This is a genomic window from Actinomadura rugatobispora (genome assembly GCF_042656285.1).
Lineage (GTDB): Bacteria > Actinomycetota > Actinomycetes > Streptosporangiales > Streptosporangiaceae > Spirillospora > Spirillospora rugatobispora.
This window is the reverse complement of the sequence record NZ_JBHSON010000112.1, coordinates 1-24,575: the sequence shown is the minus strand read 5'-3', so window position 1 is coordinate 24,575 and position 24,575 is coordinate 1. Positions and strand designations below refer to the sequence as shown.

General features: G+C 74.4%; 21 protein-coding genes. 8 read left to right on the top strand and 13 right to left on the bottom strand.

Annotated elements, in window-relative coordinates; translation table 11 throughout:
* Positions 1 to 44 precede the first annotated feature (44 nt).
* Positions 45 to 968, top strand: a complete 924-nt coding sequence (locus ACFPZN_RS48115; RefSeq protein WP_378290446.1) for a LysR family transcriptional regulator — start codon at positions 45 to 47, stop codon at positions 966 to 968.
* Here the strand turns inward: ACFPZN_RS48115 and ACFPZN_RS48110 are convergent.
* Complete coding sequence (locus ACFPZN_RS48110; RefSeq protein ID WP_378290444.1) at positions 965 to 1,591, bottom strand: TetR/AcrR family transcriptional regulator; 627 nt, start codon at positions 1,589 to 1,591, stop codon at positions 965 to 967. The genes ACFPZN_RS48115 and ACFPZN_RS48110 overlap by 4 nt on opposite strands.
* Positions 1,592 to 1,693: 102 nt before the next feature.
* Here ACFPZN_RS48110 and ACFPZN_RS48105 point away from each other — a divergent pair, with 102 nt between their 5' ends.
* The 6 genes from ACFPZN_RS48105 to ACFPZN_RS48080 all read left to right on the top strand — a co-directional run bounded on the left by ACFPZN_RS48105 (position 1,694) and on the right by ACFPZN_RS48080 (position 10,412).
* Complete coding sequence (locus ACFPZN_RS48105) at positions 1,694 to 3,433, top strand: acyclic terpene utilization AtuA family protein (protein WP_378290442.1); 1,740 nt, start codon at positions 1,694 to 1,696, stop codon at positions 3,431 to 3,433.
* A gap of 56 nt (positions 3,434 to 3,489) precedes the next feature.
* On the top strand, positions 3,490 to 5,040 hold the full coding sequence (locus ACFPZN_RS48100) for an acyl-CoA carboxylase subunit beta (protein WP_378290465.1): 1,551 nt from the start codon (positions 3,490 to 3,492) through the stop codon (positions 5,038 to 5,040).
* A 53-nt stretch (positions 5,041 to 5,093) separates the two neighbouring features.
* Positions 5,094 to 7,100, top strand: a complete 2,007-nt coding sequence (locus ACFPZN_RS48095; protein WP_378290440.1) for an acetyl/propionyl/methylcrotonyl-CoA carboxylase subunit alpha — start codon at positions 5,094 to 5,096, stop codon at positions 7,098 to 7,100.
* On the top strand, positions 7,097 to 8,251 hold the full coding sequence (locus ACFPZN_RS48090; RefSeq protein WP_378290438.1) for an acyl-CoA dehydrogenase family protein: 1,155 nt from the start codon (positions 7,097 to 7,099) through the stop codon (positions 8,249 to 8,251). Before ACFPZN_RS48095 ends, ACFPZN_RS48090 begins: the two co-directional genes overlap by 4 nt.
* Before the next feature lie 143 nt (positions 8,252 to 8,394).
* Entirely contained in the window at positions 8,395 to 9,756 is a 1,362-nt protein-coding gene (locus ACFPZN_RS48085) for a sensor histidine kinase (protein WP_378290436.1), read from the top strand.
* Entirely contained in the window at positions 9,753 to 10,412 is a 660-nt protein-coding gene (locus ACFPZN_RS48080; protein ID WP_378290434.1) for a response regulator, read from the top strand. The genes ACFPZN_RS48085 and ACFPZN_RS48080 overlap by 4 nt, the downstream gene beginning before the upstream one ends.
* A gap of 7 nt (positions 10,413 to 10,419) precedes the next feature.
* On the opposite strand, the gene ACFPZN_RS48075 is transcribed toward ACFPZN_RS48080, so the two are convergent.
* From ACFPZN_RS48075 to ACFPZN_RS48055, 5 genes are all read right to left on the bottom strand, one after another.
* Positions 10,420 to 11,022 (bottom strand): P-loop nucleotide/nucleoside kinase family protein, encoded by a 603-nt coding sequence (locus ACFPZN_RS48075; RefSeq protein WP_378290432.1) that lies wholly within the window; start codon positions 11,020 to 11,022, stop codon positions 10,420 to 10,422.
* The gene (locus tag ACFPZN_RS48070; RefSeq protein ID WP_378290430.1) at positions 11,019 to 12,137 is read right to left on the bottom strand and encodes an enolase C-terminal domain-like protein; all 1,119 of its coding nucleotides are present in this window, start codon (positions 12,135 to 12,137) and stop codon (positions 11,019 to 11,021) included. The genes ACFPZN_RS48075 and ACFPZN_RS48070 overlap by 4 nt, the downstream gene beginning before the upstream one ends.
* Before the next feature lie 64 nt (positions 12,138 to 12,201).
* The gene (locus tag ACFPZN_RS48065; protein WP_378290428.1) at positions 12,202 to 12,645 is read right to left on the bottom strand and encodes a hypothetical protein; all 444 of its coding nucleotides are present in this window, start codon (positions 12,643 to 12,645) and stop codon (positions 12,202 to 12,204) included.
* Positions 12,646 to 12,740: 95 nt separating this feature from the next.
* Positions 12,741 to 14,213 (bottom strand): LCP family protein, encoded by a 1,473-nt coding sequence (locus ACFPZN_RS48060; protein WP_378290426.1) that lies wholly within the window; start codon positions 14,211 to 14,213, stop codon positions 12,741 to 12,743.
* A 542-nt stretch (positions 14,214 to 14,755) separates the two neighbouring features.
* Positions 14,756 to 16,192, bottom strand: coding sequence for a GuaB1 family IMP dehydrogenase-related protein (locus ACFPZN_RS48055; RefSeq protein ID WP_378290424.1), 1,437 nt, complete (start codon positions 16,190 to 16,192; stop codon positions 14,756 to 14,758).
* An 827-nt stretch (positions 16,193 to 17,019) separates the two neighbouring features.
* Here ACFPZN_RS48055 and ACFPZN_RS48050 point away from each other — a divergent pair.
* Positions 17,020 to 17,934 carry an Lrp/AsnC family transcriptional regulator gene (locus ACFPZN_RS48050; RefSeq protein WP_378290422.1) on the top strand — a complete coding sequence of 305 codons (915 nt, stop codon included), beginning with the start codon at positions 17,020 to 17,022 and terminating at the stop codon, positions 17,932 to 17,934.
* Between the two features lie 91 nt (positions 17,935 to 18,025).
* Here ACFPZN_RS48050 and ACFPZN_RS48045 read toward each other — a convergent pair whose 3' ends face one another.
* The 7 genes from ACFPZN_RS48045 to ACFPZN_RS48015 all read right to left on the bottom strand — a co-directional run.
* The gene (locus ACFPZN_RS48045; RefSeq protein WP_378290420.1) at positions 18,026 to 19,225 is read right to left on the bottom strand and encodes a cytochrome P450; all 1,200 of its coding nucleotides are present in this window, start codon (positions 19,223 to 19,225) and stop codon (positions 18,026 to 18,028) included.
* A 75-nt stretch (positions 19,226 to 19,300) separates the two neighbouring features.
* Entirely contained in the window at positions 19,301 to 20,518 is a 1,218-nt protein-coding gene (locus ACFPZN_RS48040) for a cytochrome P450 family protein (protein ID WP_378290418.1), read from the bottom strand.
* A gap of 36 nt (positions 20,519 to 20,554) precedes the next feature.
* Positions 20,555 to 21,778: a cytochrome P450 gene (locus ACFPZN_RS48035; protein WP_378290416.1), complete on the bottom strand. Its 1,224-nt coding sequence runs from the start codon at positions 21,776 to 21,778 to the stop codon at positions 20,555 to 20,557.
* Positions 21,775 to 22,383, bottom strand: coding sequence for a GTP-binding protein (locus ACFPZN_RS48030; RefSeq protein ID WP_378290414.1), 609 nt, complete (start codon positions 22,381 to 22,383; stop codon positions 21,775 to 21,777). Before ACFPZN_RS48030 ends, ACFPZN_RS48035 begins: the two co-directional genes overlap by 4 nt.
* Positions 22,361 to 22,714, bottom strand: coding sequence for a DUF742 domain-containing protein (locus ACFPZN_RS48025; protein ID WP_378290412.1), 354 nt, complete (start codon positions 22,712 to 22,714; stop codon positions 22,361 to 22,363). The genes ACFPZN_RS48030 and ACFPZN_RS48025 overlap by 23 nt, the downstream gene beginning before the upstream one ends.
* The gene (locus ACFPZN_RS48020) at positions 22,711 to 23,130 is read right to left on the bottom strand and encodes a roadblock/LC7 domain-containing protein (RefSeq protein ID WP_378290410.1); all 420 of its coding nucleotides are present in this window, start codon (positions 23,128 to 23,130) and stop codon (positions 22,711 to 22,713) included. Before ACFPZN_RS48020 ends, ACFPZN_RS48025 begins: the two co-directional genes overlap by 4 nt.
* Positions 23,127 to 24,575 (bottom strand): ATP-binding protein (locus ACFPZN_RS48015; RefSeq protein ID WP_378290408.1); only part of this gene is annotated, 1,449 nt, incomplete at its 5' end. The genes ACFPZN_RS48020 and ACFPZN_RS48015, both read right to left, overlap by 4 nt.

Sequence of the window (24,575 nt, the reverse complement as noted above, 5' to 3'; positions counted from 1 at the left end):
CCGTGCAAGGATCGTTAACCCCGGGGTTGACGGACGGAGGCGCTGTGGAACAGCGCGAGATCGAGATCTTCCTGACGGTCGGCGAGGAACTGCACTTCGGTCGCAGCGCCGAGCGGTTGCACATCTCGGTGGCCATGGTCAGCAAGACGATCAAGAAGATCGAGCGGGCGGTGGGGGCGGCCCTGTTCGACCGCACCAGCCGCCGGGTGGCCCTGACCCCGATCGGCCGGCGGCTCTATGACGACCTGCGCCCCGCCTACCAGCAGATCCTCGACGGGGTCGAGCGAGCCGTCGCCGCAGGCCGCGGCATCGACGGGGCGCTGCGCGTCGGATTCCTCGGCACCGTCGTCGCCCAGTTCGTCCTCCAGGTCGCGGAGGTCTTCCACGCCAGGCACCCCGCCTGCCAGGTCCACATCCAGGAGAGCCGCTACGCCGACGGCCTGGGCCTGCTGTACGGCGACGCCGTCGACATCCTGCTTCTGGCCGCTCCGGGAATGGCCCCCGACCTCAGCGAGAGCCCGGTCCTGTTCCAGGAGCCCCCGGTCCTCGCCGTCTCGGCCAGGCATCCTTTCGCGCGCCGCGAGTCGGTCTGCCTGGACGACCTTGCCCGCGACAAGGTGCTACGCCCCCGCGGGGTCCCCGACGAACTCGAAGCCCTCTCCGTTCCGACCCATGCGCCCGGCGGGCGACCCATCGAGCGGGGCGTGGAGTTCGGCACCATCCAGGAGATGTTCGCCCTGGTCGGCGCGGGACGGGGCATCTTCCCCGTCCCCACCCACGCCAGCCTGTACGACGTCCGCCCGGATATCGCCTACGTCCCGATCAGCGATGGGCTGCCCTTCCAGTGGCGGCTGGTGTGGCGGACCGCCGGCGAGACCAACCGGGTCCGGGCCTTCTGCCAGGCCGCCCGCGACTTCGTCGACACCCACGGCGACCCGCTGATCGAACAGGCGCGGCCGAACGGCTAGCCGGACGGCGGCGGCGAGCGGTGCAGGACCGGTTCGAGGGTGGCGGCCCACTGCCGCAGGAGCCGCGAGCGGCGGGCCGAGTCGTCGGTCAGCAGGTCGGCCAGGCCCAGGCCGCGCACGAGATCGAGGGTGGCCTGCACGCTCTCCCGCACGCCGGGCACGCTCTCGTCGGCGCCCAGCGCCTCCACCGTCAGCCGGTGCGCCTCCCGGCCGACCTTGGCCTCCAGCGGGACGACCCGCGCGCGCAGCTGCTCGTCGGAGGCCGCGGCGACCCACAGCTGCAGGGCGGCCCGGAACAGCGGGCTGGTGTACATCTCGGCCAGGGAGGTGAGCACCTCCAGGGTGGACGGCCGCCGCCCGGCCAGGCCGTCCAGGTGCTCGCGCATGCGCGCGGTGCGCACGTCCGAGCCGTACTCGACGGCCGCGGTGACCAGCTCCTCGCGGGTGCGGAAGTGGTGCTGGGCGGCCCCGCGGGACACCCCGGCGCGCTCGGCGACCACGGCCACGGTCGTGCCGGCCCAGCCCACGGAGGCCAGGCAGCCGACGGCGGCCTCGAGCAGCCGCGCGCGGGTGGCGCGGCTGCGGTCCTGCTGCGGTTCGCGGGGGAGTGCCTGCGTGGTCATCGCTTCCTCGGCTCGGCTGCGCGTCCAGTCAACCAAACGGTGGAACGGCAAAGCAATCAAGCACGATTGATTTTTTATCGCCCGGCTGGCAGGGTGCAGCACATGACGCGACCCCAGAGTCGTCCACTGCGGATCGGCAACGCCTCGGGCTTCTACGGCGACCGCTTCGAGGCGGTGCGGGAGATGCTGGAGGGCGGCCCGCTGGACGTCCTGACCGGCGACTACCTGGCCGAGCTGACCATGCTGATCCTCGGCAGGGGGAGGCTGAAGGACCCCGGCGCCGGGTACGCGGCGACCTTCCTGCGGCAGATGGAGGAGTGCCTGGGCCTGGCCGCCGGGCGCGGCACGAAGATCGTCACCAATGCGGGCGGGCTCAACCCGGCCGGGCTGGCCGAGCGGCTGCGGGCGCTGGCCGAGCGGGCCGGTGTCCGGGTCCGCGTCGCCCATGTGGAGGGCGACGATCTGCTGCCCCGGGCCGAGGAGCTGGGCTTCGTCCACCCGCGGTACGGGGCTCCGCTGACCGCCAACGCCTATCTGGGCGCCTGGGGGATCGCCGAGTGCCTGCGGGACGGCGCCGACATCGTGGTGACCGGGCGCGTCACCGACGCCTCGCTGGTGGCCGGCCCGGCCGCCGCGCACTTCGGATGGGCCCGCGACGACTGGGACGCCCTCGCCGGCGCCACCGTGGCCGGGCATGTGCTGGAGTGCGGGGCGCAGGCGACCGGCGGCAACTACGCCTTCTTCCAAGAAATCTACAACGTAAAGGCGCCGGGCGGTCCGGCCGTGCCGGGCTTCCCGCTCGCCGAGATCCACTCCGACGGCTCCAGCGTCATCACCAAGCACGAGGGCACCGGCGGCGCCGTCACCGTGGAGACCGTCACGGCCCAGCTCCTGTACGAGATCGGCGGCCCCGCCTACGCCGGCCCGGACGTGACGACCCGGTTCGACACCATCGAGCTGCGCCAGGAGGGCCCGGACCGGGTCGCCGTCACCGGGACGAGAGGCTCCCCGCCGCCCGCGACCACCAAGGTGTGCCTCAACCACCTGGGCGGCCACCGCAACGAGATGACCTTCGTGCTCACCGGGCTGGACGTCCACGGCAAGGCGGACTTCGCCCGCGCCCAGCTGGAGGCGGTCCTCGGCGGTGACCGTCCGGCGAAGGTGGAGTGGACGATGATCGGCGCCCCCGCCTCCGACCCCGGGACGCAGGGGGAGGCCACGGCCCTGCTGCGCTGCGCCGTGCTGGACCCCGACCCGGAGAAGGTGGGCCGGGCGTTCAGCGGCGCGGCCGTCGAACTGGCGCTCGCCGGGTATCCGGGCTTCACGATGACCTCGCCGCCGGGCAAGGGGAGCCCCTGCGGCGTCTACGCGCCGGCGTTCGTGCCCAACGGGGAGATCGAGCATGTCGCCGTGCTGCCCGACGGCACCCGCCGGGTCGTCGAGGGGTGCGGCGCGGCGGCGGTGGACGAAACGCCGTCGCCGAGGCGTCCATCCGCCCCCGTCCCAGGGCCGCTGGTGCGGGTCCCGCTCGGACGGGTCGCCGGGGCGCGCAGCGGAGACAAGGGCGGTGACGCCAACATCGGCGTCTGGGCCCGTACCGCCGAGCAGTGGCGCTGGCTCGACGGCTTCCTCACGGCGGAACGGCTCGCCGCGCTCCTCCCCGAGACGCGCGACCTCCCCGTCACGCGCCACACCCTGCCCAACCTCCGCGCGGTCAACTTCGTCGTCGAAGGGCTGCTGCAGGAGGGAGTCTCGGCGTCGACCCGCTTCGATCCGCAGGGCAAGGCCCTCGGCGAATGGCTGCGGTCCCGCCTCGTCGACGTCCCGGAGGCGATCCTGTGACCCTCAAGAGCACCCTGGACGCGCAGGGACCCGAGTACCGGGAGCGGCGCGAGGCGATGCTCGCCAAGCTGGACGAGCTGGCGGCCGAACACGAGAAGGTGCTGCTGGGCGGCGGCGAGAAGTACGTGGCCCGGCATCGCGGGCGCGGCAAGCTGCTCGCCCGCGAGCGGATCGAGCTGCTGCTGGACCCCGACGCGCCGTTCCTGGAGCTGAGCCCGCTGGCGGCCTGGGGCAGCGACTTCCAGGTCGGGGCCGGTGTCGTCACCGGGATCGGCGTGGTCGAGGGCGTCGAGTGCATGATCGTCGCCAACGATCCGACGGTGCGGGGCGGGGCCAGCAACCCCTGGACGCTCAAGAAGAGCTTCCGGGCCTCCGACATCGCGCTGGAGAACCGGCTGCCGCTGATCAACCTGGTCGAGTCCGGCGGCGCCGACCTGCCCACCCAGAAGGAGATCTTCATTCCGGGCGGGCGGATGTTCCGCGACCTGACCCGGCTGTCGGCGGCCGGGATCCCGACGATCGCGCTGGTCTTCGGCAACTCCACGGCGGGCGGCGCGTACATCCCGGGGATGTGCGACCACGTCGTCATGGTGAAGGAGCGCGCGAAGGTGTTCCTGGGCGGGCCTCCGCTGGTGAAGATGGCCACCGGCGAGGAGGCCGATGACGAGGAGCTGGGCGGCGCCGAGATGCACGCCCGCTCCTCCGGCCTGGCCGATCACATGGCGGTGGACGAGGCCGACGCGATCCGGCTGGGGCGGCGCATCGTCGCCCGGCTCAACCACCGCAAGGCCGGTCCGGCGCCCGCGCCGTCCAGGGAGCCGCTGTACGACCCCGAGGAGCTGGCGGGGATCGTCCCGGCGGACCTGAAGATCCCGTTCGACCCGCGCGAGGTGATCGCCCGCGTGGTGGACGACTCCGAGTTCGACGAGTTCAAGCCGCTGTACGGAACCAGCCTCGTCACGGGCTGGGCGCGGCTGCACGGCTATCCGGTCGGGATCCTCGCCAACGCGCAGGGCGTGCTGTTCAGCCAGGAGGCGCAGAAGGCCGCGCAGTTCATCCAGCTGGCCAACCAGAGCGACACGCCGCTGCTGTTCCTGCACAACACCACCGGCTACATGGTCGGCAAGGAGTACGAGCAGGCCGGGATCATCAAGCACGGCGCGCTGATGATCAACGCGGTGGCCAACAGCACGGTGCCGCACCTGACGCTGGTCATGGGGGCCTCCTACGGCGCGGGCAACTACGGGATGTGCGGGCGGGCCTACGATCCCCGGTTCCTGTTCACCTGGCCGAGCGCGAAGTCGGCGGTGATGGGCCCGCAGCAGCTGGCCGGGGTGCTGTCGATCGTCGCCCGGCAGGCGGCCATGGCGCGGGGCGCGGAAACAGGTGGCCAGGTGTACGACGAGGAGCAGGACCGGGCGATGCGGGAGATGGTGGAGAGCCAGATCGAGGCCGAGTCGCTGCCGTTCTTCCTGTCCGGGCGGCTGTACGACGACGGGGTGATCGACCCGCGCGACACCCGCACGGTGCTGGGCCTGTGCCTGTCGGTCGTGCACAACGCCCCGATCCGCGGCGCCGGGGGAGGCTTCGGCGTCTTCCGCATGTGAGCCGTCCGGTGACCGACGAGTCCGTGAACGCCGAGCCTGTGAGTGACGAGCGAATGATCGACAGACTGCTGGTGGCCAACCGCGGCGAGATCGCCCGCCGCGTCTTCCGCACCTGCCGGGACCTGGGCGTCGGGACGGTCGCGGTGTTCTCCGACGCCGACGGCGCGGCGGCGCCGGGCGAGCCGGCGGGGGCGTCCCCGCACGTGCGCGAGGCGGACGTAGCGGTGCGGCTGCCCGGCGCGGCCCCGGCCGACACCTACCTGCGCGGCGACCTCATCATCGCCGCGGCCAGGAGCGCGGGCGCGGACGCGGTCCATCCCGGGTACGGGTTCCTGTCGGAGAACGCCGCGTTCGCGCGGGCGGTCGCCGGCGCGGGGCTGGTGTGGGTGGGGCCGCCGCCGGAGGCGATCGAGGCGATGGGCTCCAAGATCGAGGCGAAGAAGCTGATGGCGGCGGCGGGCGTGCCCGTCCTGCCGGAGCTGGACCCCGGCGCCGTCACCGAGGCGGACCTGCCGATCCTGGTGAAGGCGTCGGCCGGCGGCGGCGGGCGCGGCATGCGGGTGGTGCGGACGCTCGCCGAGCTCCCCGAGGCCGTCGCCGGGGCCCGCCGCGAGGCGCAGTCGGCCTTCGGCGATCCGGCGGTGTTCTGCGAGCCGCTGCTGGAGGGCGCCCGGCACGTCGAGGTGCAGCTGCTCGCCGACGCGCACGGGACGGTGTGGGCGCTGGGGGAGCGCGACTGCTCGGTGCAGCGCCGCCACCAGAAGATCATCGAGGAGGCGCCGTCGCCCGCCGTGGACGCCGGGCTGCGGGCGGAGCTGAGCCGGGCGGCGGTGGAGGCGGCCCGCGCCATCGGCTACGTCGGCGCCGGCACGGTGGAGTTCATGCTCGCCGGCGACGGGCGGCGGTTCTTCTTCCTGGAGGTGAACACGCGCCTTCAGGTGGAGCATCCGGTGACCGAGTGCGTGTACGGGCTCGACCTGGTGCGGCTGCAGATCGAGATCGCCGAGGGCGCGCGGCTGCCCGCCGGGCCGCCGGAGCCGCGCGGGCACGCGATCGAGGTGCGCCTGTACGCCGAGGACCCCGCGGCCGGCTGGCGCCCGGGCAGCGGGACCCTGCACACGTTCGAGGTGCCGGGGGTCGACGCCGAGTTCGGCGTCCCGGCGGGGTACGGGCTGCGGCTGGACAGCGGGGTGGAGAGCGGCGGCGAGGTCGGCGTCCACTACGACCCGATGCTGGCCAAGCTGATCGCTTGGGGGCCGACGCGCCCGGCCGCCGCGCGGCGGCTGCGGGCGGCGCTCGCCGGCGCCCGCGTCCACGGGGTCACCACCAACCGGGACCTGCTCGCGCGCACGCTCGCCGAGCCGGTGTTCCTGGGCGGGGGAGCCACGACCGGCTATCTCGACCAGGTGGGGCTGGACGAGCTGGCCCGTCCGCTCGCCGACGAGGGCGCGGTGCGGCTGTCGGCGCGGGCGGCCGCGCTGGCCGAGGCCGCCGCCGACCGGGCCGCGGCGCCGGTGCTGGGCGGGCTGCCGGCGGGCTGGCGGAACGTGCCGTCGCAGCCGCGGCGCAGGTCGTACGAGGGGCCGGGCGGGGAGGCGGTCGAGGTCGCCTACCGGACGGGCCGCGGCGGCCTGCGCGCCGAAGGCCATGAGGGGGTGCGGCTGGTGGCCGCGTCCCCGGACCAGGTGACCCTCGACGTCGACGGGGTGCGGTACGGCTTCGACGTGCGGACCGTCCCGGACGGCGCCGCGGTGTACGTCGACTCGCCGCTGGGCCCGGTGGCGCTGCGCGCGCTGCCGCGCTTCGCCGACCCCGGCGACCTGGTCGCGCCCGGTTCGCTGCTGGCTCCCATGCCCGGCACCGTCGTCCGGGTCGAGACCGAGCCGGGCGCCGCCGTGGCCGAGGGCCAGACGCTGCTGGTGCTGGAGGCGATGAAGATGGAGCACCGCATCGCCGCGCCCGCGGCGGGCACCGTCGCCGAACTGAACGTCGCCGCCGGGCGGCAGGTCGAGGCGGGCGCCGTTCTCGCCGTCATCTCCGAGGGGACGGACCACCGGTGAGCTTCATCGAGAGCGAGGAGCGGCAGGCGCTGCGCGCCGCCGTCGCGGGACTCGGCGCCGAGTACGGTGCGGCGTACTACGTGGAGAAGGCCAGGGCCGGGAAGAAGACCGACGAGCTGTGGGCCGAGGCTGGGCGGCTCGGCTACCTGGGCGTGAACGTGCCCGAGGAGTACGGCGGCGGGGGCGGCGGGATCGGCGACCTGGCCGCGGTGTGCGAGGAGCTGGCCGCGGCGGGGTGCCCGCTGCTGCTCATGGTCGTCTCCCCGGCGATCTGCGCGACGATCATCGCCCGGTCCGGGACGCAGGCGCAGAAGGACCACTGGCTGCCGCGCTTCGCCGACGGGTCGGTGAAGATGGCCTTCGCGATCACCGAGCCGGACGCCGGGTCCAACGCCCACCGCATCACCACCACCGCCCGCCGCGACGGCGACGGCTGGATCCTCAGCGGCCAGAAGACCTTCATCTCCGGCGTGGACGAGTCGGACGCCGTGCTGTTCGTCGCCCGCACCGAGGACCAGAAGGGAAATCTGCGGCCGTCGCTGTTCATCGTGCCGACCGACGCCCCCGGGTTCACCTTCACCCCGATCGAGATGGAGATCGTGTCGCCGGAGCGGCAGTTCGTCTGCCATCTGGACGAGGTGCGGCTGCCCTACGAGGCGCTGGTCGGCGACGAGGACGGCGGGCTGCTGCAGCTGTTCGCGGGGCTCAACCCCGAGCGGATCATGGCGGCGGCGATGGGCGCCGGGATCGGGCGGCTGGCCCTCGGCAAGGCGATCGCCTACGCCAAGGAGCGCCAGGTGTTCAAGACCCCGATCGGGGCGCACCAGGGCCTTGCGCATCCGCTGGCCGCCGCCAAGATCGAGCTGGAGCTGGCCCGGCTGATGGGGCAGAAGGCCGCCTGGCTGTACGACCGGGGCGACGACATGGGCGCGGGCGAGGCGGCGAACATGGCCAAGTACGCCACCGCCGAGGCGGCGATCCACTGCGTCGACCAGGCCATCCAGACCCATGGCGGCAACGGCCTGACCACCGAGTACGGCGTGGGCATGCTCGCCGGGGTGGTGCGGCTGATGCGGATCGCCCCGGTGAGCCGCGAGATGATCCTCAACTTCGTCGCCCAGCACTCTCTGGGGCTGCCCAAGTCGTACTAGTCGACGCGGGGCGGAGCGCGCCCGGGTCACTCCCGGGAGCTACGCGGCGGGGTGGCTCCGCCGGGTGACGACTCCGCCGCCGGGATCCTCTAGCGTCGACCGCGACGGGTGACGGCGGGTGACGTGCGCGGGAGCGGGGAGACGTGGCGAGGCGGAGGACGGGCGGCGTGTGGCGGCGGCGGGCCGGGCGACTGGCCGCGGACCTGGCGCCGGCGGCGGGCACGCCGCTGCTGCCGCTGCGGCGCCCGGGCTGGACGGCGTGGCTGCCGCACGTGGCCGTCGCGCTCTTCTCCGCCTCCCTGTGCGGGGTCGTCTGGCACACCCTGATCGAGGACTTCGGCGTTCCCAACCAGATGGCCGGGACGCTGGGGTTCGCGCACGCGCTGGCGCTGGTGGTGGCGCTGTACTGGCCGCTGTCGGGCTGGTGGCTGTCGCTGGCGGCCGCGGTGACGGCGGCGGCCGTCGCGGGCGGGGCGGGCGACCCCGACCCGGTGCGCGGCACCGTGGCGCTGTGGCCCGGGCCCGACCTGGTGGCCCACCTCAGCGTGATGGCGCTGGTGGGCATGCGGGCGCGGGTGCGGGTCCAGGTGGAGATGTGGGTGCTCACGCTGGTGGCGGGCGTCGCGCTGGCGGTCGCGTTCCCCGGCCGGGCCCCGTTCACCGGGGTGCTGTCGATGAGCGTGTACTCGGCCGTGGTCCTGGTGGCGGCCGGCGCGCTGCGGTCGCGGGGCGAGGCGGTGCGGCGGCTGGCCGAGCAGCTGCACATCAGCGAGCAGGAGCGGGCGCGGCGGGCCCTGCTGGAGGAGCGCGCCCGCATCGCCCGCGAGCTGCACGACGTCGTCGCCCACCACATGTCGGTGATCGCCATCCAGGCCGAGGCGGCGCCGCTGCGCGTGCCCGACCCGCCGGGGGAGCTGGCCCGCTCGTTCGCCACGATCCGGAACAACGCGGTCGAGGCGCTGACCGAGCTGCACCGGGTGCTGGACGTCCTGCGCGGCGACCACGGCCCGCCCGTCCCCGACGGGGAGGCCGACACGCCCCAGCCCACCCTGGACCGCCTGGAGGACCTGCTGTCCGGGGTGCGCGGCGCGGGCCTGGCGGTGACGGTCGAGGTGGCCGGGACGCGGCGGCCGCTGGCGCAGGGCGTGGAGCTGTCGGCGTACCGTATCGTCCAGGAGGCGCTGAGCAACGTCCTGCGGCACGCCCCCGACGCCGAGGTGACCGTGAGCCTGGAGTACCTGCCCGGCCGCCTGGACGTGCGCGTGACCAACACCGCGGGCACGGTCGCGCGGGACCGCGGGCGGGGTCCGGCCGCGGCGTCCGGCGGCGGGCACGGGCTGATCGGCATGCGCGAGCGGGCCGCGATGCTGGGCGGGACGCTGGAGGCCGGTCCGCGCCCCGGCGGCGGCTACGCGGTGCTGGCCCGGCTGCCCGCCGCGCCGGCGCCGGAGCCCGTGCGATCGCCGCGGGTGCACGTGCCGTCCGAGGGAGAGGGAGCGGCGTGACGATCCGGGTGCTGATCGCCGACGACCAGGCCATGGTGCGCGAGGGCTTCTCCGTGCTGCTCGGGGCGCGGCCGGACATCGACATCGCGGGCGAGGCCGCCGACGGCCGCGACGCGGTCGAGCGGGCCGAGGCGCTGCGCCCCGACGTGGTGCTGATGGACGTGCGCATGCCCGTGATGAGCGGCCTGGAGGCCACCCGGCTCATCACCGCGGCCGGGACCGCGCGCGTGCTGGTCCTGACGACCTTCGACCTGGACGAGTACGTCTACGAGGCGCTGCGCTCGGGGGCCAGCGGCTTCATGCTCAAGAGCGCCACCGGTTCGGCCCTGGCCGAGGCGGTACGGGTCGTCGCGGGCGGGGAGGCGCTGCTGGCGCCCAGCGTCACCCGGAGGCTCATCACCCACTTCGCCCGCTCCGGCCGAGGCGGCGGACGGCCGCTCAAGACCGTCGAGGAGCTGACCGAGCGGGAGACCGAGGTCCTCGCGCTCGTCGCCGGCGGGCTGTCGAACGCCGAGATCGGCGAGCGGCTCGTCGTCGCCGAGCAGACCGTCAAGACCCACGTCAGCCGGATCCTCACCAAGCTGGGCCTGCGCGACCGCACCCAGGCGGCCGTCTACGCCTACGAGACCGGGCTGGTCCGTCCCGGCTCGGGCTGAACGACGGTCAGCCGGTGAACCGGACCAGGCGCTCCACCTGCTCCTCCAGCGGCACCGGCGCGGCCGGCCGGTTGTCGACCTCCAGATGCGGGACGGGCGGCGGCTCCTCCGGCCGCATCCGCGCCACGAACGCCTCGAAGGCCGCCAGCTTGCCGGTGTCGCGGTGCGAGCCCCGGTCGGTCAGCCGCCGCCGCAGCGTCGCGGCGTCGGTGCGGACCCACACCAGCCGCACCGGCGGCCCGCCGAGCTCCCCGACCCACCCCGCCCAGCGCTCGGGGGAGCGGATCTGCCCGGTGAACGGGCCGCTCAGCAGCACCGGGCAGCCGTGCGCCCGGATCTCCCGCGCGGTCGCGGTCATGCCCTCGTACTCGTGCCGCTTGACGTGCTCGTCGTACCAGGGGCCCTCGCGCTCGCCCGGGTCGCGCCCGTGCGCGTCCAGGACCGCCGCGACGAACGCGCCGTACACGGTGTCCTTGTCCAGGAGCGCGGGGACGGGACGCAGCCGTTCCAGCAGCAGCCGCGACACCGTCGTCTTCCCGGAGCCGGGCGGCCCCGCCACCACCCAGACCGTGCCCTGCCCGCCCTCGGCGGCATCGCCGCCGCCGGTCACGCGGGGATGCGCAGGCGGCGGCTGGCGAGCCGTTCGATGCGCGCCTCGTCGATCTCGTGGCCCAGCCCCGGCTGGGTGTACGGGACGCCCACCACCCCGCCCGACGACCGCACCGGCGGCGACACGAACGCCGGCCCGCCCGCAGGATCGGACACCTCGCTGGGCAGCGTGACGCCCGGCAGCGAGGCCAGCGCCACCGCCGCGGCCTGCCCGATGCCGAACGCGCCCGTGCCGGTGCACCACACGTCCCAGCCGGCCGCGTACGCCAGGTCGTGCGCGGCGCGCGCCGCCGTCAGCCCGCCCATGCCGGCCACGCCCAGCTCCAGCACCCGCCCGGCCTCCCGCGAGATCGCCGCGTCCAGGGTGTCCAGATCGCCGATGCCGGGCGCCAGCGCGGTGCCGACCAGGCGCTGCAGCCGCGCGTGCGCCGCCAGGTCCTCGCCGGGGAACGGCCGCGCGATCGCCAGCAGCCCGTAGCCGTCCAGCGCCTCCATGACCGCCAGGTGCTCGGGCGTCTCCCGGTAGGCGTGCCCGGCGTCGGCGACCACCGCCAGCGCGGGGAACGCCTGCCTGATCAGCCGCACCGGCTCGATGTCCCAGCCGGGCCGCACGTCCACCGTGACCCGGGTGTGCCCGGCGCCGACCGCCTGGTTGGCCCGGGTCACCACCGTCTCCAGCAGCGGCTCGGGGGTGATCCGGGCCCCGGTGACGATCGAGGTGCGGGTGCCGCCGAGGGCGTGCGCCAGTGGTTCGCCGCGGGACCGGCACCACAGGTCCCAGCAGGCCATGTCGATCGCGGAGGCGGCTCCGGCGCAGCCCAGCTCGGCCGCCGCCGACACGTCCTCGGGACGTTCCAGGTCGAGCCCGATCAGCGCCGGGCCCATGCGCTCCTCGATGTCGGCCCAGACATCGCCGGCCGCGCCCCCGCCGCCGCCTCCCGGGCCGCGGGCCGTGACGGCGGCCTCGCCCCAGCCCACCACGTCGTCCTGGCCCGTCAGCCGCACCAGGACGCTCTCCGGCCGCCGTCCGCGCGGCATCGCCACCCGGAACGCGTCGCAGCCCTGGATCTGGGGCACCCGCACCCGCCCTTCACGCTCGTCGGTGTCTCCCTCCATGATCCCCCCTCCGGGGACCAGCGAAGACACCCGGCCCGGGTACGCGGGGCCCGGGGAGCGGGCGTCACCGGCGGCGCGAGCGCCAGGGGCGGCGGAGGGGACGCCGCTCGTAGCCGCCCTCGGCGAGCCCCGCGAGCCGCTCGAAGGGGTTGTACGAGGCGTGGTCGCCCGACAGCGCCAGCGACACCGCCGCGCACACCAGATACGCCGGGATCATGACCGGGCCCAGGCAGAAGGCGTACTGCGTCGAGTGACGGGCCTCGTGCCGCAGCAGCCCGGGACGCTCCAGCAGCGCCTCCGGCTCGCGCCGCACCAGCACCACGTTCCCGACGGTGAAGGCCGACGCCACCGGCAGCGGCAGGCGGTAGCCGCCGGCGACGAGCAGGCCGCCGGGGGCGCGCAGCACCCGCCGCGGCGCCCGCGTGCCCGCCGCGGCGAGCAGCAGGCCCAGCGGCGTCGACAGGTTGACCAGGTTGACGGCCTGGCGGAGGCGGTACGCGGCCTTCACCTCATCCTCCTCGCGGGGGGCGGCCGGCCGGGGGCGGCCGGTGGAGGCGGGGACCGGCCGGCGGCGACCGGTCCACGGGGGTCAGCTGGGGCGGCTCACTTGGGGCAGGTGTCGTCGAGGGAGACCGGCTTGGTGTCCGTCCTGCTCGGCGAGGGTGACGGCGAGGCTCCGCCGGCCTCGGTGGCGGGCCTGGTCTTGGTGCTCGACGCCGACGGTGAGGCCGACGGCGACGCCGACGAACCCGCCCGGTCGCCCGCCAGCGCCCGCGTGGTGAGCCGCCGGATCAGGGCGTAGTCGGGGTTGCCGGTGTGGATCAGCGGCGGCACGAACTGCAGGCTGTCGATCCGGGAGCCGTCCTTGACCTTGGTGGACAGCGACACGAACGCCGGCAGCAGCTCCTGCGGGATGTCGGTGGAGATGGCCCGCTTGGTGGCGGCCGCCAGCCGGTCGAACTTGGTCAGCACGGTCTGCGGGTCGGCCTGCCGGGCGATCGCGTTCAGCAGGCACTTCTGCCGGCCCATCCGGGCGTAGTCGCTGCTGAGCGTGCGGGACCGGCCGTACCAGAGGGCCTCCTTGCCCTTCAGCACCCGGTCGCCCGGCTGCAGCACCTCGCCGCGCTGCCCGTACGGGATCGGCTCGGTGATCTTGATCCGGACCCCGCCCATCGCGTCCACGATGTCGGCGAACCCGAACATGTCGACCAGGATGTAGTAGTCGACCGGCTGCTGCAGGATCCCGCTGATGGTGGCCTTCAGCAGCTCGGGGCCGCGCTGGTTCTTGCGCGCGCCGGGCACCACGTCGGGGTGGTCCTCGGCGTACTGGTAGACCTCGTTGAGCAGGCCCGGGGTGCCGGCGCCGTCGCCGGTGAAGCCGTAGGGGAAGCGGTCGCGGGAGGGCCCGGCCGGCATCGGGACGTTCTCCAGGTTGCGCGGCAGGCTCAGCAGCACCGTCTCACCGGTCTTGGTGTCGATGCTGGCCAGCGTCATGCTGTCGGTCCGCACGCCCTGCCGGTTGGCGGCCGCGTCGCCGCCCAGCAGCAGCACGTTGACGCGGGACTGGCCGTTCCAGGGGTCCTTGGTGTTGACGGCGCGGCCGTTGCCGCCGCCCGCCTGGAAGATGCTGGTGAGCGTGTCGCGGGCGACATAGGTGTTGTAGGCGCCCCAGGAGACCGGCACCGCCACCGCGAAGCACAGCACCGTCACCGCCACCGCGCCCGCCGTGCTCGCGCCCAGCGACAGCGAGCCGGGACGGGCCAGCTGGTAGGAGCGGATGACGACGGTGACCCACACCAGCCCGAGCGCCAGGATCCCGCCGGCCACGCCCGACAGCCACGCCGGCTGCACCGCCAGCTCCATCAGCCGGGGGCGGAAGAACAGCCCCAGCACGGCCGCCGCCGCGCCCAGCAGCACGAAGGCGCCCAGCAGGATCGAGCCGACGATCCGGCGGCCGGTGACCAGGTGCGCCACGCCCCAGACCAGGGCGGAGGCCAAGGTGAGCGCCAGGGCGCGCAGGAGGCCGGGTTCGGCGTCGCCCTTCTGGGCACGCCGGCCGGCCGATCGACTCGCCATGTACGCTCCGATCCCCACGCACGATCATCTGACGCCTCGCCTACATTATGGACGCGCGAAACCGGCCGGGAGTTGCCCGGCGTCCGGACGGGCGCGCGCCCGGCTCCGAACCGGCGCCCGCCGGGCGCCGTGGAGGCACGGTCCGTGCGCCGCCGGCCGCGGCTCCCGCTCGGCCCGGGCGTCCTGGCTCCGCGACGGGAGCCCGATCCGGGGACCTGGACGGCCCGCGCGGTCAGCCCTGGCGCGGCCCGGCGGCCCGGATCATCCGGTGATACTAGCGGTGACGCGCGCCGCCCAACGGTGATCTTGACGATCCCGACGCGCCGTACACCCGCCGCGTCGGGATCGTCCAACCCCGTACCGCCCTGTCCTCCGGGCGGGCCCGCCCGAATCACCGGACCCGGGGGCCCGAATGATCCACCGGCCGCACCGGACGGACCGGGGTACAGCGACGACTTCGGATAGTACCCGTTCGAGCACGGTCCGTACCGTAATTCGGTCGCGCCGCCGCGCCCCGGGAAACGGGACGGCTCAGCGCTGCCTCACCAGCTGCTCGACAGCGGCATCCCCTCGGCGTAGCCCGACGAGCTCTGGACGCCCACCGTGGCGCGGTCGTGGAACTCCTCCAGCGTGCGCGCGCCCGCGTAGGTGCACGAGCTGCGCAGCCCCGCCACGATCGAGTCGATCAGGTCCTCGACGCCGGGCCGCTCGGGGTCCAGGAACATTCGCGAGGTCGAGATGCCCTCCTCGAACAGCGCCTTGCGCGCCCGCTCGAAGGGGGAGTCCTCGGCGGTGCGCAGCCGCACCGCGCGGGCCGAGGCCATCCCGAAGCTCTCCTTGTACAGCCGGCCGTCGGCGGCGCGCTGCAGGTCGCCCGGCGACTCGTAGGTGCCGGCGAACCAGGAGCCGACCATCACGTTGGACGCCCCGGCGGCCAGCGCCAGCGCCACGTCGCGGGGGTGGCGGACGCCGCCGTCGGCCCACACGTGCCGTCCCAGCCGCCGCGCCTCCGCCGAGCACTCCAGCACCGCCGAGAACTGCGGGCGGCCCACCCCGGTCATCATCCGGGTGGTGCACATGGCGCCCGGCCCCACCCCCACCTTGACGATGTCGGCGCCGGCCTCGATCAGGTCGCGGGTGCCCTCGGCCGTGACCACGTTCCCGGCGGCGACCGGCACCCCCGGGTCCAGGCCGCGCACCGCCGCCAGCGCGGCGATCATCTTCTCCTGGTGGCCGTGCGCGGTGTCGACCACCAGCAGGTCGGCCCCGGCCTCCAGCAGCGCCTTGGCCTTGCCCGCCACGTCGCCGTTCACGCCGACCGCCGCGGCGACGCGCATCCGGCCCGCCCCGTCCAGCGCGGGGGTGTAGAGGGTGGCGCGCAGCGCCCCGGTGCGGGTCAGGATTCCGGTGAGGCGGCCCTCGGCGTCCACGACCGGGGCCAGCCGGTGGCCGCGCTCGTGCAGCCGGTCGAACGCCTCGCGCGGGTCGACCCCGTCCGGGAGCGTCACCAGGTCGCGGGACATGATGTCGCGCAGCTGGGAGAAGCGGTCGACCCCGTGGCAGTCGGCCTCGGTGACCACCCCGACGGGACGGCCCTCCTCGACCACGATCACCGCGCCGTGCGAGCGCTTGTGCAGTAGCGCCAGCGCCTCCCCGGCGGTGTCGCCGGGGGACAGCCGGATCGGGGTGTCGTAGACCAGATGGCGGCGCTTGACCCATCCGATCACGTCCGCCACGACCTCGACCGGGATGTCCTGCGGGAGGACGGCCAGGGCGCCGCGCCGGGCGACCGTCTCGGCCATCCGCCGTCCCGACACCGCCGTCATGTTGGCCACCACGACCGGGAGCGCGGTGCCGCTGCCGTCGGAGGTGGACAGGTCCACCTCCAGCCGGGACCCGACCGCGGAGCGGCGCGGGACCATGAACACGTCGTTGTAGGTGAGATCGTGAGCGGAGTGCTCACCCTTCAGCAGGCGCACGCTGTCGACACACCAATCGGGGCTGGGAATGGCTGGGCCACCGTACATTGTGCGCCATACCCCCAGAAACCGGGACCGAAGCAGCGTCCGACCCCCTGACGATCAAGGCGGGCGCCGGTCCGGCGGCCGATACAGGCCGTGAACGGGGGGCATGCCGTGGGGCGGGACACGGGCCGTGACGGCCCGCGCCCGCCGCCGGCCGGGCGCCTACCGGCGGGAACTCCCCGAGGTGACGATGACATGGCCGCCCGGTGCCTTTCGCGAGCGATCCGGGTGTCGCGCGCGTAATCATGGAGACGGCGCGGACGCAGTGGTTTTGAGTGCAACGTGAGGTTTAGCTCTGTGTAAAGTCACCTCTTGACGATCCTGCGCGCGCGATGCAGTTTTCTTACATGTGCCTCGCGCGGACATCCGCCCCCCGTAGGAGGCGTCACAGCAGAACATCGGGAGCAGCGCATGCAGGTCACGCAGGTGAACCCGGTGCGCAGCCTCCGCCTGCGCCGCCGTGCCGGGCCGCCGCGGGACCGATCACGGGACCGGCGGGGCGCCGGGGACCGTGCGCCGCCCCGTGATCCTCGCCACTCCGGGCGCCGCCGTGCCCTCGCACCGCGGCGCCGGTCGCGCGCGATGATCCCGGTCGCGTTGCGGTGCCGTGGTGCTTTATCCCGCGCCGAATTCGGCGCCTCCGGGACCGAAAGCCGACGCTTCGACGGTCTGCGGGCACGGCGAACACGAGCAAGATCAATATTTGACGACAGACCGTCCCGAAATGGAATGATCTTGCAGTTGTCAGCGAAACGAGTCATCGCACCCCGAGGAGGAGAGCCGTGCTGGATGCGGTCGACGCCGTGCTCGTCCGCGAGCTCCAGCGGGATGGCAGGGCGACGTTCCAGGCCCTCGCCGACCGGGTGGGGCTGTCCCGCACGGCCGTGCGGGCACGGGTGCAGAACCTTCTCGAGACCGAGGTCGTCCGCGTCGTGGGCATCGTGCACGCCGCGGTCGTCGGGGCCGAGGCCATCGGGCACGTCTCGGTCACCGTCGACGGCTCGGCCCGCAAGGTCGCCGCGGCCATCGCCGAGCGGCCGGCGGTCAGCTTCACCGCGCTGACCGCGGGCCCGCACGACCTGGTCGCGCAGGTGCGCACCCGCGACGACGCCGCGCTGGCCGCCGAGGTGGACCACATCCGCTCGGTCGCCGGGGTCCGCTCGGCGGAGGTGTTCCGCTCGGTGTCCACCGTGCGCGACACCCACGCCGTCGTCCGCGAGCTCGGCGACATCGCGCTGGACGACATCGACTGGCGGCTGCTGCAGGAGCTGCAGCGCGACGGCCGCGCGCCCTACACCCGGCTGGCCCACATCATCGGGCTGTCCCAGGCCGCGACCCGCGCCCGCGTGGTCAGGCTGATGCGCTCGGGCGTCATCCAGGTGACCGGGCTGGCCGACCCGCTGGCCCTGGGCGCCGCCGAGCTCGGCGGGTTCGGGCTGGTGGTGACCGGCGGGCTGCGCCGCGTCGCCGAGGCCGTGGCCGAGCAGGACGGCGTGCGGTACGTGGCGACGGGCTTCGGCCGGTACGACATCGTCGGCCAGGCGGAGGCGTCCTCGCGGGCGGAGATGGTCGCGGTGCTGGACGCCATCCGGGCCGTCCCCGGCGCCACCGTCCGCGAGTCCTGGCACCACCTGGACGTGGTCAAGGAGTCCTACGCCGTCGAGCTGCCCGACAAGCCGCTCAACGGCGGCGACTAGCCGGGACGCCCGCGCCCCGGGCGCCCGGGAGACCGGGCGCCCGGGGAGACCGGGAATCGTGCGGGCCCCGGCCCCCGGGCCCGGTGAGGGCTCAGAACCGCACGGGGAGCGCGGTCAGCGACCGGTGGAAGGGTCCCGGGCGCCACCGCAGCTCCGCGGGGTCGATCGCCACCTCCATGTCGGGGAACCGGTCGAGCAGCCGCTCGATGGCCACCGTCGCGATCAGCCGGGCGGGGCGCTTGGCCGGGCAGGTGTGCGGCCCGGCCCCCCACGCCAGGTGCGCGCGGTTGCCCACCCGGCTGCCCGCGGCCCGGCTGGGGTCGGTGTTGGCGGCCGCGAAGCTCACCAGGACGGGCCGGTCGGCGGGCAGCCGCGTGCCGGCGAAGTCGGTGTCGCGCACGGGGAAGCTGAACCCGAGGTTGGCCAGTGGTGGATCGGTCCACAGGATCTCGTCCAGCGCGTCCTCGATGGCCAGGTTGCCGCCCGACAGGTCGCCGGCGAACCGGTCGTCGGTCAGCAGCAGCCGCAGCCCGTTGGCGATCAGGCTGTGCTGCGGCTCGGTGCCGAAGCCGAAGAAGAGCGCGATCGAGTCCATCATCTCCTGGTCGGTCAGCCGCGCCGGATGCGCCATCATCCAGGACGCCACGTCCGGGCCCGGCTCCCGCCGCTTGAGCAGCACCAGGTCGGCCAGCGCCTCGGTGAGCATCATGTTGGCCTCGGCGGCCTGCTCCACGTCGATGATCCGGCTCAACGCGAGGATCACCCGCTCGGCGAGCTCGGGCGGGCAGCCGAACAGCCGGGTGAACACGCTGGCCACCAGCACCCGGGCGTACTCGCCGACCAGGTCCGCCTCGCCCCGCACGGCCAGCGACTCGATCAGCGAGTCGGCCGTCTCCTCCACATGCCGGCGCAGGTCGATGACGTCGATCCGGCCCAGCGGGTCCTGCAGCGCCGAGCGCAGCCGCGCGTGCCGCTCGCCGTCGGCGTACAGGCAGCTGGGACGGTAGGCCATGACCGGCTTGACGGGGCAGTCGTCGGCGACGGTCTTCTCCCACGCCCGCCCGTCCTTGGGGAAGCTGCCGGGGTCGCGCAGCACCTCCAGCGCGGCGTCGTACCCGAGGATCAGCGTCGCCTCCACGCCCGGTGCCAGCTCCACCGGCACCGCTGTGCCGCGGGGGCGGTTCTCGTCGTAGACCTGGCGGGGGTCGGCGGCGAAGTCGGTTCCGTACATCGGCACGGGTTCGTGCGGGGAACCCTGGCCTGCGGTGGTCGGGGGCGTTTCGGTCGTCACACTGGCTCCTGGTCGTGAACGGTCTTGCGGGCCGGTCCCGCGCCCGCGGGCCGGCCGATGGGCACCCGGCCCGCGTCAGAGCGGCGGGAAGCGGACGGGCAGCGCCGTCAAAGCGCGGTGGAACGGGCCCGGCCGCCAGGCGAGCTCCCCGGCGGGCACGGCCGGTTCCATGTCGGGGATCCGGTCCAGCAGCTTCTCGATCGCGACCGAGGCGATCAGCCGGGCGTGCCGCTTGGCCGGGCAGGTGTGCGGGCCGGCGCTCCACGCCAGGTGCGCGCGGTTGCCGGTGCGGTGGGCCACCGCCCGGGACGGGTCGGTGTTGGCGGCGGCGAAGCTGACCAGCACCGGCTGGTCGGCGGGCAGCCGGACGCCCGCGAAGTCCACCTCCCGCACCGGGTAGGTGGTGCCCAGGTTGGCCAGCGGCGGATCGGTCCACAGGACCTCGTCGAGGGCGTCCTCGACGGCCAGGCTGCCGCCCGACAGGCCGCTGGCGAACCGGTCGTCGGTCAGCAGCAGCAACAGCCCGTTGGCGATCAGGTTCAGCTCCGGCTCGGTGCCCGCCGCGATCACCGTGTAGATCTGCAGGGCCAGCTCGTCGTCGTCCAGCCGCGCCGGATGGGCCAGCATCCACGAGGCCAGGTCGGCGCCCGGCCGCTCGCGCTTGAGCGCCACCAGGTCCGCCAGCGCCTCCGCGACCAGCAGGGCCGAGTCCCGGGCGGACGCGCCGACCTCCATGACCCCCATCAGGCCCCGCAGGATCCGCTCGGCGATGCCGGGCGGGCAGCCGAACAGCCGCGTGAACACCCGCACCGGCAGCGGCCGCGCGTAGCGGCCGACGAGGTCGGCCTCGCCCTCGCCGGCCAGCTCGTCGATCAGCTCGTCGGCGGTCTCCTCGACGTGCAGGCGCAGCGCGAAGTCGTCGATGCGCCCCAGCGCGTCCGTCACCGCCGAGCGCAGCCGGGCGTGCGCCTCGCCGTCGGTGAACAGGCAGCTCGGCCGGGACCCCATGACCGCCAGCAGCGGGCAGTCCTCCGGGACGGTCTTCTCCCAGCGGCTCGGGTCCTTGGGGAAGGTGCCCGGGTCGCGCAGCACCTCCAGCGCCGCGTCGTACCCCAGCACCAGCGTCGCGGGGACGCCGGGGGCCAGCTCCACCGGAGCGGCCGGGCCGTGGCGGCGCAGCTCGTCGTAGACGCGCCGGGGGTCCTCGGCGAAGTCGTCCCCGTACAGCGGAACGCGCGCGGGCCCGGCCCCGCCTGCCGGGGAGGGGGAGGACGAGGACGACTCAGAGGTCATGAGCGCTCCTGATCGAGGCGGACGGACGGTACGGCGTCAGGCGGTCGCGGGGAAGCGGACGGGCAGCGCCACCATCGCCCGGTGGAACGGCCCGGGACGCCACTGGATCTCCTCCGCGGGCACCGCCGGCTCCATGTCGGGGATCCGGTCCAGCAGCTTCTCGATCGCGACCGAGGCGATCAGCCGGGCGTGCCCCTTGGCCGGGCAGGTGTGCGGCCCGGCGCTCCAGGCCAGGTGCGCCCGGTTCCCCTTGCGGCCGGACACGGCGCGGGAGGGGTCGGTGTTGGCCGCGGCGAAGCTGATCACCACCGGCCGGTCGGCGGGCAGCCGCGTCCCCGCGAAGTCCACGTCGCGGACGGGATAGGTCACCCCGAAGTTGGCCATGGGCGGGTCGGTCCACAGGATCTCGTCCAGAGCGTCCTCGACCGGCAGGCTGCCGCCCGACAGGTCGCCGCCGAACCGGTCGTCGGTCAGCAGCAGCAACAGCCCGTTGGCGATCAGGTTCTGCTGCGGCTCGGTCCCGGCCGCCATCAGCAGCAGGAGCTGGTACGCCATCTCCTCGTCGTCCAGCCGCGCCGGATGGGCCATCATCCACGAGGCCACGTCGGCGCCCGGCCGCTCGCGCTTGAGCGCGACCAGCTCGAACACCGCCTCGGTGAGGACCTTGTACGCCTCCTCGGCGTGCTCGACCTCGAAGATCCCGCTCACCCCGCGGACCAGCCGCTCGCTGATCTCGGGCGGGCAGCCGAACGTCTCGTTGAACACCAGCTGCGGCAGCCGCCGCGCGTACTGGCCGAGCAGGTCGGCCTCGCCCGCGCCGGCGAACTCCTCCAGCAGCCGGTCGGCGGCGCGCTCCACGTAGTCGCGCAGCGCCGCCAGGTCGATCCGCGACAGCGCGTCGTTGACGGCCGAGCGCAGCCGCGCGTGCGCCTCGCCGTCGGTGAACAGGGCGTTGGGCCGGGACTGCATCATCGGCAGCAGCGGGCAGTCGGCCGGGACGGTCTTCTCCCAGCGGCTCGGGTCCTTGGGGAAGGTGCCCGGGTCGCGCAGCACCTCCAGCGCGGCGTCGTAGGCCAGCACCAGCGACGCGTTGTAGCCGGGCGCGAGCTCCACCGGTGCGACGGAGCCGTGCGCGCGCATCTCGTCGTACAGCCGCCGCGGGTCCTCGGCGAACTCGGGGCCGTACATGGGGACGCGGTCGCGGGGCCGCGACACCGGGCAGGACGGCGTCGCGGCCCCGGCCGGGGACTCGTCGGTCACGCCGACTCCCGGTCGAGGGTCAGCAGATGGTCGACGAGGGAGATCAGCGCCTTGGCGGACGAGGCGTGGTCGCGGGCGTCGCAGACGATCAGCGGGGTGGTGGGCAGCAGGTCCAGCGCCTCCCGCACCTCCTCGTCGGGGAAGACGGGCGCCTGGTCGAACTGGTTGACGGCCACCGCGTACGGCAGCCCGTAGGACTCCAGCAGGTCCATCACCTCGAACGACTGCTCCAGCCGCTCGGTGTCGACCAGCACCAGCGCGCCCAGCGCCCCGCGCGCCAGATCGCTCCACATCTGCTTGAAGCGGTGCTGCCCCGGCGTGCCGAACAGGTACAGCACCAGGTTCTCGCTCAGGGTCAGCCGGCCGAAGTCCATCGCCACGGTCGTGGTCGTCTTGTCGCGGACCCCGGCCAGGTCGTCGATGACCGCCCCGGCCTGCGTCATGCGCTCCTCGGTCCTCAGCGGCCGGATCTCCGACAGCGTGCCGACGAAGGTGGTCTTGCCGACCGCGAAGTGCCCCACGATGAGCAGCTTCACCGACGTGCGCACCGTGTCGGGCAGGTAGTCGGGCTTGGCGGACGCCTCAGAGACGGGCGCGGAGTCCATCGAGCACCTCCTGGAGGATCTCGGTCCGGGAGAGCCGGGCCGCGGGGGCCGGCGCACGGGTGGTGACGTGGCCGCTGTCCATGAGGTCCGACAGCAGCACCCGGGTGACCCCGACGGGCAGCCGGAGGTGGCCGGCGATCTCGACCACCGACAGCGCGCCGCCGCGGCACAGCGTCACGATGCGGCGCTCCTCGGGGCTCAGCCCGGCCAGCTGGTCGCTGACGGCCACCACCAGCGTCACCAGGTCGAAGACGTTGCGGGTGGGGTGGGCCCGGCCGCCGGTCACCACATGCGGCCGGACCAGCGCCCGCTCGTTCCTGCGTGGCGTCATGCGCCCGGCCCGTGGCGCGGCGGCGAGGTCAGCTCCTTGCCGAGCCGCTGCACCAGCTCCTGCAGCCGGAACGAGACCGCCTCCATGTCCACCCGCGGGCTCGCCGACACCGCCAGGTACGCGCCCGGCCCGGCCGCGACCAGGAACACGTACCCGTCGTCGAACTCGGTGATGGTCTGCCGCCAGGTGGTGTCCCGGTCGCCGCAGAACTCGGCGGTGCCGCGGGCCAGCGACTGCAGTCCGGCCATCCCGGCCGCCTGCCGTTCGGCCTCGTCCCGGCCGATCCGCTCGGAGTGGGCCATCAGCAGCCCATCGGCCGACAGCAGGATGGCGTACCGGGTCTCGGGCATCCGCAGCGTCTCGTCGAGCATCCAGCCGAGCTTGTTGTCCCCCAGGTGGTGCGTGAGCTCGTTCATGAACGCTGGTCCTCTCCTTCTCCTGCGCGCGCGCCGTCGGACTCGGGCGCTTCGTCGGACGGTTCCGCCTGACTGCCGGGCGGTACGGCGGTGCCGTCGGACGGTGTGGAGGCACGTCCGGAACGGGTGCCGCGCTGCCAGGCGCCCAGACCCGCGGCGGTCTCCTTCGCGGGACGGGCGGGCCGGTCGGCGGTGGCGCCCTCGGCCGGGAGGGCCTCGCCGGACTCCATCCGGCGCCGCTTGGGCAGCCCGCCCACCGTCTTGGTGCCGCCGCCGGAGGCCCGTCCGGGCCGGGCGTCGGCGACCGCGCGGGCGGTCCCGCCGGAGGCCGTGACGGAGGCGGCCGCGGTGGTCTTGGCGGTGCGCGAGGCGCGCGCCGATCCGGCCAGCGACGACGAGCCGCGGGCGGGCGCGGGCTCGTCGTCGGCGGGGACGGTCGTGATCAGGACGCTGGGCAGGAACACCACGGCGCGGACGCCGCCGTAGGGGGACCGGGTGTCCACCGAGACGGTGAACCCGTACCGCGCCGCCAGCACGCCGGCCAGCGCGAACCCGACCTGGGGCGGGTCGCCGAGCTGGTTCATGTCCACCGAGCCGAGCCCGCTCAGCAGCCGGCTCGCGTGCGCCAGCTCCTCGGCGTCCATCGCGACCCCGGCGTCGTCGATCATGATCGCCACGCCGTTGTGCGTGGTCTGCACGTTGACCTCGACGGAGGTGTCGGGCTGGGAGTGCCGGGCGGCGTTGTCCAGCAGCTCGGCCAGCACCAGCACGACGGGCTCGACGGCGCGGCTGACGACCGCCGCGTTCACCGGCGAGTGGACCCGCACGCGCAGGTAGTCGCGGATCCGGGAGGTGGCGCCGCGCACCACGTCGCTCAGCGAGGACGCCGAGCGCTGCTGCCCCGGCCAGGAGCCGCACAGCACCGCGGTGGCCTGCGCGCGCCGTCCCAGCTGGGCGTTCATGTGGTCCAGCCGCAGCAGGTCCTCCAGGACGTCGGGGTCGTCGTGCCGCTCCTGCATGGTGGTGATGGCCAGCTGCTGCTCGCTGGCCAGGCTCTGCACGCCGCGCATCGTGGAGCGCAGCGTGGACTTGGCGGCCTGGTCGGCGCGGGCCCGCACCTGCTCGACGGAGCTGGAGAACACCTCCATCAGCTCCTCGATGCCGCGCTCGTAGGACGCGCCGAGCTGCCGCGGGTCGTGCAGCGGCGCCGTGACGGTCACGGCCGGGTTGTGCAGCGACTCCATCAGCTCCGGCAGGCGCTTGGCGGCCAGGTGCCGGATCTCCTCGTCGCGTCGTGTCAGGCCGTCGGTCAGTGCGGCGTTCTGCCGGCGCAGGACCTGGGTGATCTGGCGCTGGCGGAACAGCAGCACGCCGACGGCGGCCAGTCCGGCCAGCGAGCAGACGATCGCCAGGGCCAACAGGAATTGCTCCATCGGGTCCTCGAG

Bases quoted from the DNA above. Each gene is read 5' to 3' on its own strand.
- ACFPZN_RS48110 (WP_378290444.1), bottom strand. From the start codon at position 1,591: ATGACCACGCAGGCACTCCCCCGCGAACCGCAGCAGGACCGCAGCCGC.
- ACFPZN_RS48105 (WP_378290442.1), top strand. From the start codon at position 1,694: ATGACGCGACCCCAGAGTCGTCCACTGCGGATCGGCAACGCCTCGGGC.
- ACFPZN_RS48070 (WP_378290430.1), bottom strand. From the start codon at position 12,137: ATGGAGGGAGACACCGACGAGCGTGAAGGGCGGGTGCGGGTGCCCCAG.
- ACFPZN_RS48020 (WP_378290410.1), bottom strand. From the start codon at position 23,130: ATGAACGAGCTCACGCACCACCTGGGGGACAACAAGCTCGGCTGGATG.
- ACFPZN_RS48095 (WP_378290440.1), top strand. From the start codon at position 5,094: ATGATCGACAGACTGCTGGTGGCCAACCGCGGCGAGATCGCCCGCCGC.
- ACFPZN_RS48040 (WP_378290418.1), bottom strand. From the start codon at position 20,518: ATGACCTCTGAGTCGTCCTCGTCCTCCCCCTCCCCGGCAGGCGGGGCC.
- ACFPZN_RS48030 (WP_378290414.1), bottom strand. From the start codon at position 22,383: ATGGACTCCGCGCCCGTCTCTGAGGCGTCCGCCAAGCCCGACTACCTG.
- ACFPZN_RS48100 (WP_378290465.1), top strand. From the start codon at position 3,490: ATGCTCGCCAAGCTGGACGAGCTGGCGGCCGAACACGAGAAGGTGCTG.
- ACFPZN_RS48025 (WP_378290412.1), bottom strand. From the start codon at position 22,714: ATGACGCCACGCAGGAACGAGCGGGCGCTGGTCCGGCCGCATGTGGTG.
- ACFPZN_RS48060 (WP_378290426.1), bottom strand. From the start codon at position 14,213: ATGGCGAGTCGATCGGCCGGCCGGCGTGCCCAGAAGGGCGACGCCGAA.